Below are 13,738 nucleotides of genomic sequence, written 5' to 3'. Positions count from 1 at the left end.
TGATACAGCCTCTTCCCTTTTTAACAGGCCGGAACCTGCGAGATGCCGATCTGGTTGAACAGCCGCAAAAAACTGATGTTGATAAATTGACAAATGTGGATTAAAAATCCCTTAAACTGCCTGTCAGTGGCGCGTACCATCGAAAACAATACCTAACTTTGCGGGTTGACGTCTACTGTAAGAAGCTAAACCACCATGCCTCTAGAGAAGAAATTTTTATCTGCTACTTTCCTGCGAAAACTGCATTGGAAAGAATTGTTGGCTGTGCTGTTCATCCTGCTGGCCATCTATTTCTTTCGTTCCCAACGACATGAATTAGTCGCCCTCGTACCTGCCATTGAAAAAGCCGACCGCGTATGGGTATACGCCGGCGTGATCATTACTGCCGTGTATGTTTTATTACAGGCATTGATGTACGTATTCAGTTTCCGCTCTGTTGGCGCAAGGCTGGATATTTTCAAGAGCACTGAATTATTTCTCAAGCGCAACCTGCTGTCCGTATTTCTGCCGGCAGGTGGTATCAGCTCGCTGGCATATCTGCCGCAAAGCCTGCGCCGCGCACATATCCACAAACAACAGATACATCAGGCTTCCGGCATCTACGGATTTGTAGGTATCCTTTCTGTATTCCTGGTGGGCATCCCCGTAGTGATGTACGCAATGCTGCACACAGCCACCATGAAAGATGCGATGTGGGGCTTGATCGTGATATGCGCTTTGCTGAGTGCAGTGGTATGGCTGGTAAGGTCCATGCAACAGAAAGGCGGCGCTTATCAATTGCTGGTAAAATATTTTCCTTCCGCTGCCAACCAGGTAGATGAGATATTCACCTTTCATTTGTCGGTGCCGGACTTTATGCAAACAGTGATTGCCTCTGTGCTCATTGAAGTGGCCGGCGTGGCGCACCTCTACCTGAGTATGTTGGCAGTGGGCGTACAACCCTCGCTGGAAGCGGCTTGCGTGGGATACATCGTAGCTACCATCTTCCTGATCATCTCTCCTTTCCTGCGCGGCCTCGGCGCCATCGAGTTATCGCTCGCCTACCTGCTGAGCAACTATGGCTATTCCAATTTGCAGGCACTGGAGATCACGCTGCTGTTCCGTTTATTTGAATTCTGGCTGCCGCTGGCCGCCGGCATGGTGGCCTTTGCGCTCAAGGGCCGCGACCTGGTGCTGCGTATCCTCCCGCCCATCCTGATTTTCCTGCTGGGTATGGTGAACATCTTCTCAGTGCTTACGCCGCCGCTGGCCAGCCGTATGCATTTGCTGCGCGCTTATATCCCCGGTACTTCCATCCATGCGTCTAATTTGCTGGTGGTATTCCTGGGATTGATATTGCTGGTAACGGCCACCTTCCTGTTCCGCGGACTGCGCAGCGCATGGATCGTGGCGCTGTCGGTATCCCTGCTGTCGGTGATCGGGCACCTGAGCAAGGCGCTGGATTATGAAGAAGCGTCATTGGCGCTCGTTACCAGTGTGCTGCTTGTGATCACCGCGCGGCAATACCGTGTGAAGAGCAACCCGCAACTGGTGAATGTGGGCATTATCACAGCCATCGCCACTTTCGGCGTGGTACTGCTTTTCGGGTCGATCGGATTTTATTTTCTGAAGCAACGGCACTTTGGTATCGACTTCACCTGGCAGCAATCGATCCGCCATGCCTTTCATGGTTTCATGTTACTGGATGATGATGGCCTGCAGCCGGTAACCCGCTTCGGGCGCGAGTTTATGTCGTCCATCCGGGTACTGGGCGTGAGTGCATGGGCCTTCCTTTTCTACACGATCATCCGTCCGTATCTGCATATTTCCCGTACTACCAATATGGCCCTGGAAAAGGCGCGCTTCTACCTGAGCCAGTATGGCGATTCTCCGATGGACTATTTTAAGATCGGGCAGGATAAGCTGCTGTTTATTTCCAGTCAGTACGAAGGTTTTATTGCTTACCGCGTGGCCAGCAGTTTCGCGATCGTACTGGAAGAACCGGTATGCAGTGAAGATAACAAGTTGCCGCTATTACAGGAGTTCGAGCAGCAATGCCGCAAGATGGGCCTCCGGCCTGCATTCTATCGTGTGGATGAAGACAGCACCTATTATTTCAACCAGCTGAAAAAGAAAAAAATGCTCATCGGCCAGGAAGCCATTATGGACCTGCGCGAGTTTACGCTGAGCGGGAAAGATAAGAAGTCGCTGCGCAATGGCCTGAACAGCCTTGCCAATAAAGGTTATGTAACCACCTTCCACCCGGCGCCGCAATCGCCTGCGATGATCAACGCGCTGAAAGTGGTGAGCGATGAATGGCTGGAACAATATGAAGTAAAAGAGATGACCTTTTCACAGGGATTGTTTGATGCAGATGCCATACGCGAGCAGGATATCATCACGGTATCTGACCCGGAAGGCAAGGTGGCGGCCTTTCTCAACATCATCCCTGATTATGCGCCTGGCGAATGTACCTATGACCTGATCCGCAAGCGTTCCGATGCGCCCGGCGGCGTGATGGATGCATTGATCATTGCACTCATACAGGATGCGCAACAGAAAGGATTACAATACCTCAACCTCGGTATGGTGCCCATGTCGGGCATCAGCCAGCCCCAGAATACGGCCGAGAAAATGGTGAAATATGCGTATGAGAAACTGCGTTTCTTCCGCCATTATCAAGGCTTGCGCGAGTTCAAAGACAAGTACGCCACCGAGTGGACCAACAAATACCTGGTGTACGAGCACGACTTTGACCTGATCCAGCTGCCGGCAGCATTGAGTAAAGTGATGCAGCCATAATGAGCTGAACATTAACGGAACGGATTTTGTTTTTTCAGACAGGAGATATTTTAATATGTTGAACAGATATATTTTCAGTGTGGTGCTGCTAATAGGCATCTGGTCGGGAGCCGCGATGGCGCAGGGGAATTTGCCGGTGGTTGTAAAAGCGCCACCAACGGGCAGTACAGCGCCACTCATTTTTTATATTACCGGCGACGGCGGTATGAAAAAATTTTCGGTGAATGTGATCGACGAGTTCCAGCGGAAGAGTTATCCGGTGATCGCATTGAATGCCTTGAAATATTTCTGGAACAAGAAAACGCCGCAGCAAGCGGCGGCGGATGTGTCTAACCTGATCCGTTATTATCAATCACAATGGGGCGGCAACCATGGCGTGGTGCTCATCGGTTATTCCCTGGGTGCAGATGTGATGCCTTTCATTTACAATCACCTGCCGGGCGCACTGGGCAGTGAAGTGCGGAACGTGGTGTTATTATCTCCCTCCCGTTTTACTGATATGGAAGTGCATTTATCTGACATGTTGGGCAAGAGCAGCAACAAGGGCATGAGTGTAATCGCGGAGATCAACAAGATCACGGAGAAGCCGGTGGTATTTATTTTCGGGGCAGAAGAGAAAGATTTCAACATGCCTGATCTCACGGTTCATAATTATAAAAAGCTGGTGTTGCCGGGCGGGCATGCCTATGATGAAGATGCCGGCGGCGTTGCCAGCAAGATCCTTGCAGCTATCAGTCAATAGTTTTACGATTCCCATCTTTTACGGTAGCGGCGGGCCACTTCGGGGCCGGCATGTGTGGCTACCGGTATTTTTGCATCTCCGATGAACAGGTGATCGCGTTCCAGTTGCGTTACATGCCTGAACCCTACTACAAACCAGCGATGTACATGCATGAAAGCATTTAAGGGCAGCTGTGAGATGATCCAGTCCAGCTTTTCTGTGGTTGCAATTTTCTGATCGGTCATGTGCAGCAGGATATGATCATCCATTACCTCCACATACTGCAAGTTATGATAGCAGATTTTTTCATGGCGGTGGCCACAGCGCAGCATGAAATGGTCGTTACGCGGGTTGAAGTAAGTTACTTCTCCTTCCATATTGATGAGATTATAAATTTTTCTGAAGATGTCGTAGAAGCGGGTATAGGTGAAAGGGAGATGGATGATTTCGGCGTGATAGACGATGAATGGATCGGGGCCCTTATCGGGGTAGCTCATGATGAGTACGGGTAGTTCATCTCTTGGTTCCAGAGCGGCTTCCATTTCTTTCACATGATTGCCGATGATGAGCAGATGGATGCAGCTGGTGGTGAGCAGCGAGGCGGCTTCCTGCATGGAGGAGCAGCGGCTGGCAAGATAGGTAAAGGGCGTTTCGTTTAAAAAAGTTTCGAGTTCTTCAAATCCACTGGGGGCGTCCCCGAGAACAATACAATTCAACATCATACTGATGCATTTGTGATAGTTACGATATTCACCTGAAACTGCAACACCTGATCAAACAGGAGCAGGTGACTGGATAGAGACCTGCGGATTTTTCTAAAATCTAATCTAAACCGCGTTATGAAAGAAACAAAAGCACGGCGCAATGGCGCTCATATCCGGTAAAGTGTAAAATCTTGATAATTCCTGGTTCACTTTGATTGTGGTTGTGCTTTGGTATCGCCAGTAAAGATGCATTTAAAAAATCCGTAGAATGTAGATCAGATGTTAACAAAGAACGAAAAACAAAAAGCAGAAGAGAGGGATATTTAAGGATTTTTTGATGTACGGATTTTTTGATTGGGGGAATCCCAAATCCCTAAATCCCTAAATCAAAAAATTCAAAAATATCCCTCCTTCCGCCTTGTGGGACGGATATACATAAAAGATTCGGCGGCAGCAATTTAGCGTTGCTGCGAATGAATCTTGGCGACCGCATAGCGGCGCAGGCTTACCGGGCATCTCCGCATAGCGGGGAATGCGTCAGAGCATCAATACCATACGTTCATCAGGAAGAGAAGAAATACTGTACTCACGGCAAGGAGGTTCTTGGAGAACCGGATGTTGAATCCGCCTTTTTCCGAGTAATAGTAACTTTCTTTGTACCGGTCGTATTCAATGGGAGCACCTAACTCCTTCATCATTTTGAGGAATTCATAGAGTGTTCGTTCGGAAATACGAAGCCGCTTGGCTAACTGAGCGGGCTTCCCGGTCCCTTTGATCCTAATAAGGTAATCAATGGTCTGCAATCGGTCAAAATAACGCTTTGGCATCTGGCATAGAGGGGCTTAACGATTACTAATACTGAATTTACGATAAAGTGAATGATTAAACCAAGATTCTCATATATATATTATAATGTAAATATTAAGAAGCTGGGTTTAAACGGGTTTCTCAATACAAGCTGCGGGTCAATGGCGCTGATGCGGGTTTAGCTACGAACATTTCCTATAACGTGGAATAACGCGATTTATTGAGCATTGCCACGAAAATCACTGCTGGAGCGCCTCATAGAGGATATTTGTGAGTGCGGTGCCATGGTCGGCGGCAGGATCCGGCGGCTTCACTGCGAAAATATTGCCGTTCCTTCCTACCACGATCAAACCGGGATAAGCGCTCACATTATAATGGGCCTGGATTTCAGCGGCCTTACTGCCACAGGGTAGCAGTATGCCGTCGGCCTTGCTGCTGAAGGGTTGCGGGCTTACATGCATAAATACTACCTCTCCTTTATTGAAACATTTGTTGATCTCGTCGAGGGTAGGCATGATGGGATCATTGCCTTCGCAGAAATGCAATAGCACCACCTTTCCACGAAACTGTTGCAGGTCTACCGCATGGCCGCCATCATCCGGTACGATGAAAAGCGGCGCTGGCATGCCTTTCCGGATACCTCGCCTGCTGCGGCCATATAGTGTGGCAATAGCCTGACGGCCTGGTTCCAGTTGCGCGTGGTTCAGGTAATCGGATACGCAGGTTTCCAGTTCATCCTGCGGCCCGCCGCCGGCATAGGCCAGCATGAGCTGGTGTACCAGCAGCTTCTCCTGTAAACGGCCACTGTAGTGCGTTTTCAGCCATTCATATACGGCGGCATTGCTGCAACGGAAATGCTGCGACAGAAAATAATCTACCTGCGCTTTCTCCAGCAAATAATCCAGATAGCGTATAGCCATGGCCGTAGTATCTGAAGGAACAATAGCAGGCAGCGCCGGCGCGATCTGACGACGGTATAAAGCCTCCTGCTCGTCGGGCGCAGCATTCCAGAAAGTGGCCATCAGCTTCGAGGCCGATCCGCCCAGCAGGTCGGCCCGGATGATTGCGCAGGCGGTGGCAGACAAACTATCCCGCCACCTGTCCAGCGATTGCATGGCAGCAGCCATGCGGGCCTTGTAAAAGGCTACCTGCTGTTGCGGCTCCCTACCGGTAACGGCTACACGCTCCTGCGCTTTCCTGGCGGCATACCAGGCCTTGCAGGGCATGGCGCCACGCCCCGACAGCAATACCGTATCTTCCCGGAAATCCAGCCGGATACTATCTCCCGGACTGATCATCCCGTAAAAATCATGGCCTCCTCCTGCATCTGCATAAAAAAATAATTCACGTGCCGTAAAGGGGGGTAAACGAAAACTGAAAGTATCCCGCTGTAGTAAGGTATCCATACTGCTAAGAGCCGACACGCCGGGATGGAACCAATAAGACAAAGTAACCCGCTGCGCGCCGCCATCAGCTACCTTTCCGCTGATAACAGCCGCTTGCTGCGCATGCAGCCCGGATAATGGCAACAGGAATGAACTTAGTAACAACAGGCCGCCAACAATACGTTGCAGCCATTTTTCATAACAGGGAACGGGACGCCGGTACATATGGTTATCTGCTTTATGGTTGTGAGCTGCGTTGGTTAACCCGGTCTTTTACAAATATATCGGAAATAAACCACGATACACCATCCCAAAGAAATCCCCAGGGTAAAAACCACGGGGAATTAGTATTCACAACGATAGTAAATGAAAACATTTGCAGAACTCTGATTAATATATAAAAGGGGGACTTATGAGCAATTTTGTGGTGCAATGATAATCTGATTATCACCGCAGATTGTTAATTACTTCTTAACGGGGTATCTGTTAACAATAAAGACGACTGGTGTTATCACATGTATATCAATCTTTAATGAGCACCAGGCGGCTCCAGCCACCCTGCCCTTGCTTCAGCTCTTTCTGCCGTTCGGCCATCATCTTTGTGATGCGGCTGGCATAGCTCCAGCAGGTGCTTTGCCGGATATCCACCATATCCGACAGCTTATGCGAAGAGATCTTTCCCTTGGAGGAATACACGAGATAGGTCATGTAAAAGGCCTTGGTAATAGGGATATGGCTGTTCTGAAAGATGGTGTTGGCCGTCACCGACTCTTCATAACCACATTTGGTACAACGGCGGCTCAAAGGCTGATGCCCGTTGAAATACTGTTCATTGCTGCATTTGCGGCAGCTATATCCTTCATTCCACTTCAGATCGGCGAGGAACCGGAAGCAACTTTCTTTATCGGGATAGGTTTTGGAAAATTCTTCGAAGTCTACCGGCGCCGACAAGGCCCTTGCCCTCGACACCTTTTCCACATTGGTGGTGAGCTGCTTGTTATCCTGCTCCAGCAAGGCATTCATGCGCGATATCTCTTCGGCCTGTTGCTGCAATAATTCGTTGGCCTGCAACAGTTCCTCATTGCGCGAAGCCACCAGCGCGGATTGTTCGGACAACTCACGGGTACGTTGCTGCACCAGCGTTTCCAGTTCTTTATTCAGCGTATCTTTCAGTCGCGCATTTTCTATCATCTGCCGCATCATCTGCCGCTGTACTTTGTCTTTCTGGCGCTTCATCCATCTCACCTTGTCTCCCACCGCAAATGATAAAAAGAACATCTCCAAAATGAAACAGAAACTCAGACTGTAATAACTGATAACGCCGAAGTTGAGCCATTCGTAACCCAGCATGATAAAGAATTTCAGCATAAAGCCAATGAAGAGGAAACTGTAGCCCAGCACAAAGAAACGGGCCGGCCGGTAGCCGCGCGCCCAGGTGTAAATACCTGTGTAAAAGGCCACTGCCAAGGGTATCACCTCTATGAACTTGTAAGTGAACAGGAAAGGGTCCGCCACTGCACAAATGATAAACCATGCTATCCTGGCGATGATGATGCCTACAATCAGCTTGTTGAGCAAAGGCGCCCGCACCTTTACGTTCAGCAGCTTGCGGGTAAACAACAGTGCAAATATGCTCATGCCGCACAGCGGCACTGCATAGGCATACTGGTTCCAGGCGGGCGAATGCGGCCACAGGTACTGGTAAGCAATACCATCGGTACACATTTCGTACAAGGCCACGCTCAGGTTATACAATACATAATACAGGTATTGTCGCTGCCGCATGGCGATGAACATGATCAGGTTGTAAAAGCTGAAAATGAGGATCATGCCATAGAACAGCCCGAACGAAAAATATTCGCTGAGCGCATATCCTACAAAGCGGTTCACGGAGCGCAATACGATGATCACATCAGCTGTTTGCCGGGAGTAGACGCGGAAATAATACACGCTTTCCTTGTTGTGATTATTATCTACCGGCAGCTCGAAATTCTTGTGGGCAAAGAGCCTGCGGCTGAAAATGAAATCGTCGCCGGTTTGAATGGCATGGTAATGCCCCAAACTGTCGGGCATCCAGGCGGTGATGTGATCGATCGTCTGATCAAAAAATTCGAGGATATAATGTTGCTGCACGGCGCTGTTATGCTGTACCCGCACGCGGTACCAATAAGTGCTGCCGAGATTTTCATTTTGCGGGGTGCTGCGGTTATTGGCCCGGAACAGGGTATCATACGGGATGCTGCGCACCTGGCCGAAGCTCAGTTTCCCTGTGGGATCTTCCAGGTAATCGATCTCTCCGTAAGTAAATATATGCTCATTTACAGCACTGTCGATCTTTACTACCTGTTGAGCATAGGTCCTGCCACACATCCACAGCAGCAGGCATAGCAAGCTGGTTATATTTTTCACAACACCGGAACATTAAATGTTCAGCCAATATACCAGTTTTATTACCAATGCACGATTTTTCACGTAAAAAGGCTCGGGCAGATAGTTATCGGTGTACACGATAAAAAGATCCGACGCCGGCCGGTAACGCCACTGGAAGCGGGTGTTCACGTTCATGTTCTTCTGTTGCTCGTTATATTGCAGGAAGCCGGTGAAAAACAGGGTATTGGTCATCGTTACATCGAGGCGTGGGCCTACGAGCCAGAAAGAGTTGTTGCCCCAGGGTTCAGGGAGATTGATTTTATTGTAATTCGCGCTCAGCGCGATGCTCACATAAGGCTGGAAGCGGTATCCGAGGTCTGTGTTGAGCATCAGGCGATGGCCATCGTCGTAATAACCGCCATAGCGCGCAGAGAAAGCATAGGTGAAAAGGCTTTGCGGTTTCGATACATAGTCCAGTCCCACGGTATTCCAGTTATGCTGCGAACCCACGGCCAGACTATCTTTCCCCGTATTGGTAGGATCAAATTTCTGCAGCAGCCGGATATAGGTATTGGATGCCCAGATGTTCAATGTATTACGTTTGCGGAAAACGATGCCATAGTTCAGCATGGTTTCATTATCTGTACGATGGAAATTTTCATTGAAGAACCAGGTGGTGGTGAGCTGCGGGCCATGGCTCAACACGGGCCCCGACAGCGGGAAGAACAGCCTGGTAGCCTGCGGCGCCATTTTAATATATCCCTGCCGCGGCACATATCCTACTTCTGCATTATAGTTACGTCCTACGTATTCATGCGCCCAGCCAATGTTCCAGACCTTGCTCGTGTATTGGAGGTTGGCGGCATGCACCATATCATGGCCGCTTTTGCCAGGGCTATACGATTTCAGGAAGAGCGCTTTTCCTGTCCAGAAATTGTTGGACGATGCCAGGTTGTATTCCAGTCCCATGTTGCGGTTATAGCGTGAATATATGGGCTGGTCCACCACTTTTGCGGGATCGTAGTTGACAGATTCTTTGTTGATGAAGATAAAACCGAGATTGGACCGGGAGAACATGCGTCGCTGCAAAGCCGCCACAGTAAAGTTCTGCGCGGGAAGGCCAATCTCGCTCTTCGCGCCTGTTTGCATGTTCATCACACCGAGGCGCCAGTCTTTATTGAGTTTCCCGCTGAGGCGTGCACCGAAATGAATAGGCGCTCCCAAACCGATACGGCGTGAGAAGAATGGCCGGATGGTACTGTAGCCGAAATTAGAGAACTGGTCGCCGTTTTCGAGGAAGAACTGTCTTTTCTCCGGGAAAAATAATTCAAAGCGATCGAGGTTGGTGACTTGCTTGTCCACATCTACTTGTGAGAAGTCGGGGTTCACGGTGAGATCAAGATTGAGAGAAGAGGTAACGGCTATTTTAGCGTCGAGGCCTGCATCGCGGCGCCAGGAGGCTTTGTCGCCCTTCACGAAATCTTTGGATACTCCGCCGAGCAGGTAAGGGATAATGGAGATATTGGGTCCTGCGGGCGGTGGCGCGGAGTCCCATTCCAGCGTGCCGGTGTAGGCCAGCGAGGCAGTTGGGAACTGCCGTGGCACGGGCGCCCAGGCTGATTTCTCTGTTGTTTTGAGATCATTGCGGCTGAAGTTGATGCCCCAGCTTTTGATCCCTTTTTTATAACGGATGGTCTTAAAAGGGATGGCTGCTTCAAACACCCATTTGCCATCGTAATTCTTCACGATAGATGTCCATTTGTTATCCCAGCTGAGGTCTACTTTTCCGCCATCGTACATAAGGCCGTCCCATTGTGCGCCGGCGGCGTTGGCGCCGAAAGAGAAGCCGTTGGTCTGGTCATCGAAGGGGTCCATGAAGAAGATGAAGTTATCATTTTTCAGGAAGGCGAAATCTCTGCGCAATGATTCCACCATGTAAGGCCCTTCGCCGGCGGTATAGTTTTCTACAAATATGTAGAGATGGTGTTGGTCGTAGGTCATGCGCACATCCGTGCGCAGGCGGGCTTTGCTGGTATCCATTGGTAATACCATGTGGAAATCGGTAGCTACTGCGGCTTCTTGCCAGGCTGCTTCATCCATTACTCCGTCTATTTTGATCGGTGAAATGGCCCTGCGGATGGGCAGTTTGAAGGATTCATTTTTTTTCTGCGCCATGGCAGGAAGGGCCAGCAGGCAGCATAATAAACGTGGAATTATACGCACAGTTTCAAGGTTGAACAAACAAAATAGTAAATTATAGTTGTAATAAATAGCACGGCCCCTTGCGGGGCCGTGCTATTTATTACAACTTATTACTTTTCACTTGTGTGTCTGGTACCGGCACCTTGATAGCGGTAGTGCGGCTGCTGCGGCCGCGGGTATCGAACACCCGGAATTTCACGAGCTTACCGGCAGCTTTTACCGGACCATTATATACGGGGCTTTTCAGCGTAGGTTCGTCGCCGTTAGTGGTGTAGCGGATCACGAGGCCGGGGAACTGCACGTTAGCGCTCACTACGCCGTCTTCCGCCATGGCGCCGGCAGTGGGGATGCGCCAGTTGTAGCCGCCGCTATAGTGATCGAGGCGGGGCATTTCGCGCTTGCCCATCACGTTGGTGAAAACGCTCCAGGCTTGCTGGTACATGGCATCTGCTTTAGCCGTATCTTTTTCGGTAGCCCAGGCGGGATCCTGCGCCCATGCGCGTTCTGCGAGGCCGAGCAATTTGGGCAGCATCATGTATTCCATGCGTTCGGAAGAGGTCACGGTTTCACTCCACAGCAGTCCCTGGATACCACGGATGTTCGACTGACCAAAGCCGGTGAGGCGGTCTTTTCCTACGAAGAGCGCGGATGTGACAGGATCGCCTTTGCCGTCCACCTTTTGATTTTTATAGTAATCGAAAGGTATGAAGTAGAAAGGTTTATCGATATCTACAAAGCCGCCCCAGTAGAAGCCTGGCTCATCGAAAGATTTCATGTAAGCCATATCGAAGTAAAAATTGCTCACGCCCGACAGGATCACTTTATAGCCAGCATTAGCCAGGCGGTAAGAAAGATCTTCCTGGCCGCCGCCGATCACGTTATTCCACACGTTAAGCTGGAAGTTATCGTTCACGAAATCAGGATTGGGGATGCTGGCGTGTTGCCCGTCCATAGATGTTTTGCGCATGCCGGCTTCTTCCCATGCCGCTGTTTGGAGGCCGCGGGCCTTGAGCAAGTCGTTTACTTTGCGGTAGTAATAATACCAGAGGTCATTTACATTTTTGATGGAGGCATCCTGCTGCATCAGGGCTGCGCAAGCGGGAGACTTTTCAAATGCGCCATTCGGCACTTCATCACCGCCCATGTGAACAGCGGTCAGCGGTGCGCCGGCTTCTTTGTACATCGACTGTAACTCTTCCACGATCTTGTCGAGAAAGCGGTAGGTAGATGGCAAGGCCACATTCATAACGTTATCATTCCAGTCCTGTACAGAGTGGTATTGTGATTGATCCTGGAGATCGGTGAGCAGAAATTCCTCTGCCTCTTTTTGTTTGCCAGCCGCCATCAGGCGCTGGTAGCGGTATTCCATGGATTTGACTGCTGCGCGGGCGTGGCCGGGCGTTTCGATCTCCGGTAAAATACGTATATGCCTTTCCGTTGCATATTTTAATATCTCTACAAAATCCTTGCGGGAGATGTATCCTGTACCGGCAGTATTGGTAGTATCCGGGCCGGAGCCATAAGAAGGCGGCAGCATGGCTTTGAAGTCCACGCTGTGGCCGCGTTTGGCGCCTACCTGCGTCAGTTCCGGCAGTGAGGGTATTTCCAGGCGCCAGCCTTCGTCGTCGCTGAAGTGAAAATGCAGCACATTGAGTTTGTACAGCGCCATCACATCAATGATGCGGAGGAGGTCGCGTTTGTTGTGGAAGTTACGCGCGATATCGATCATGAAGGCGCGGTAACTGAAGCGGGGATGATCGGTCACCTGCACAGCCGGTATGCTGATAGATTTCTGCACACCGGTCCATGCCGCAGGTGATATGAGGGATTTCAGGGATTGTATTGCATAAAAGGCGCCTTCATTGCCGCTGGCGGCGATGGTGATGCCTTGCGGCGTCACATCCAGCTTGTAGGCGCTGGCGGCCAGCGAGGCATCCAGTTGTAATTTGATAGTGGCCTTGCCGGTATTTCGTTTACCCAGTAACGTTAGTAACTCGTTATGGAGGAATTGAGCGCTTGAGTCCAGCTGCGGATCAGCGTTGATCACCGGAGGCGCATCCATCACAAAGGCGCCGCTCTGCATGGTCCAGGATACTGGCGTCGGGAAAACCGGCGGCAGCTGGTTAGCAGGAATATTTTTGATGGCAGCATTCTGCTTAAATATCTCGCCGGGCGTTACGACGGCGCTTTTATCGCCGGGGTAACGCATCAGCTGACGGGCCGTACTGGAAGGGCGAATCGCATAATCTGTGAGGGAGATACCTTTTTCCGGATGCTGTTCCCATACGAGGTACAGGCCGCCGGGCGCATCGGTGAAGTTCACTGCCCAGGCATCGCCCACCATGTTCACTTTCAGCGAATCGCCAGGAGCGATACCGGCGAAATTATCGGCGGGCGACAAACGGTAAAGGTCTCCATTGACATGATCTATTTTAATATTGCCAGGTATCACCCCTTCTTTCACACTCCGCACGAAATTGAAATACAGTTGCCATCCCTTTGCAGGAAAGGCTTTGCCGCCGGTGTTGATAAACGTGAAGGTAGATAGGAACTCCGCTTTTCCCTGGTAGTTATTTTCTACCACTTCCCAGCTGGTCCTTAATTTAGTAGCGTCGAAAGGTGTTTGCTGCGCATGGGCTGTTCCAATGGAATTGGCCAGGAATGCCGAAGCGGCCACCAGTTTTGTGAAATGTTTAAGCCTGGTCATGTGTCTTAACATTAAATTAAATAGTACGGATTATATGAGGTGCGACAAGTTGTTTGTAGCA

At 50.2% G+C, this 13,738-nt stretch carries 8 protein-coding genes; 2 read left to right on the top strand and 6 right to left on the bottom strand.

The window, feature by feature from the left end; translation table 11 throughout:
- Positions 1-195 precede the first annotated feature (195 nt).
- Positions 196-2,781 carry a phosphatidylglycerol lysyltransferase domain-containing protein gene (locus tag FPG75_RS14520; RefSeq protein ID WP_143307592.1) on the top strand — a complete coding sequence of 862 codons (2,586 nt, stop codon included), beginning with the start codon at positions 196-198 and terminating at the stop codon, positions 2,779-2,781.
- Between the two features lie 55 nt (positions 2,782-2,836).
- Positions 2,837-3,523, top strand: a complete 687-nt coding sequence (locus FPG75_RS14515; RefSeq protein ID WP_143307591.1) for an AcvB/VirJ family lysyl-phosphatidylglycerol hydrolase — start codon at positions 2,837-2,839, stop codon at positions 3,521-3,523.
- Positions 3,524-3,525: 2 nt separating this feature from the next.
- Here FPG75_RS14515 and FPG75_RS14510 read toward each other — a convergent pair whose 3' ends face one another.
- The 6 genes from FPG75_RS14510 to FPG75_RS14485 all read right to left on the bottom strand — a co-directional run bounded on the left by FPG75_RS14510 (position 3,526) and on the right by FPG75_RS14485 (position 13,677).
- The gene (locus FPG75_RS14510; RefSeq protein ID WP_143307590.1) at positions 3,526-4,224 is read right to left on the bottom strand and encodes a LytR/AlgR family response regulator transcription factor; all 699 of its coding nucleotides are present in this window, start codon (positions 4,222-4,224) and stop codon (positions 3,526-3,528) included.
- 527 nt (positions 4,225-4,751) lie between these two features.
- Entirely contained in the window at positions 4,752-4,904 is a 153-nt protein-coding gene (locus FPG75_RS26360) for a hypothetical protein (protein ID WP_236652926.1), read from the bottom strand.
- A 348-nt stretch (positions 4,905-5,252) separates the two neighbouring features.
- Positions 5,253-6,623, bottom strand: a complete 1,371-nt coding sequence (locus FPG75_RS14500; RefSeq protein ID WP_143307588.1) for a TlpA family protein disulfide reductase — start codon at positions 6,621-6,623, stop codon at positions 5,253-5,255.
- Positions 6,624-6,920: 297 nt separating this feature from the next.
- On the bottom strand, positions 6,921-8,807 hold the full coding sequence (locus FPG75_RS14495) for a 7TM diverse intracellular signaling domain-containing protein (RefSeq protein ID WP_236652795.1): 1,887 nt from the start codon (positions 8,805-8,807) through the stop codon (positions 6,921-6,923).
- A gap of 12 nt (positions 8,808-8,819) precedes the next feature.
- The gene (locus FPG75_RS14490) at positions 8,820-10,991 is read right to left on the bottom strand and encodes a carbohydrate binding family 9 domain-containing protein (RefSeq protein WP_236652794.1); all 2,172 of its coding nucleotides are present in this window, start codon (positions 10,989-10,991) and stop codon (positions 8,820-8,822) included.
- Positions 10,992-11,070: 79 nt separating this feature from the next.
- Positions 11,071-13,677, bottom strand: coding sequence for a family 20 glycosylhydrolase (locus FPG75_RS14485; RefSeq protein WP_143307587.1), 2,607 nt, complete (start codon positions 13,675-13,677; stop codon positions 11,071-11,073).
- Between the last annotated feature and the right edge of the window lie 61 nt (positions 13,678-13,738).

The sequence above is a fragment of the Chitinophaga vietnamensis genome, from assembly GCF_902167635.1.
Classification (GTDB): Bacteria; Bacteroidota; Bacteroidia; order Chitinophagales; family Chitinophagaceae; genus Chitinophaga; species Chitinophaga vietnamensis.
This window is presented reverse-complemented; position numbering and strand designations above follow the sequence as displayed.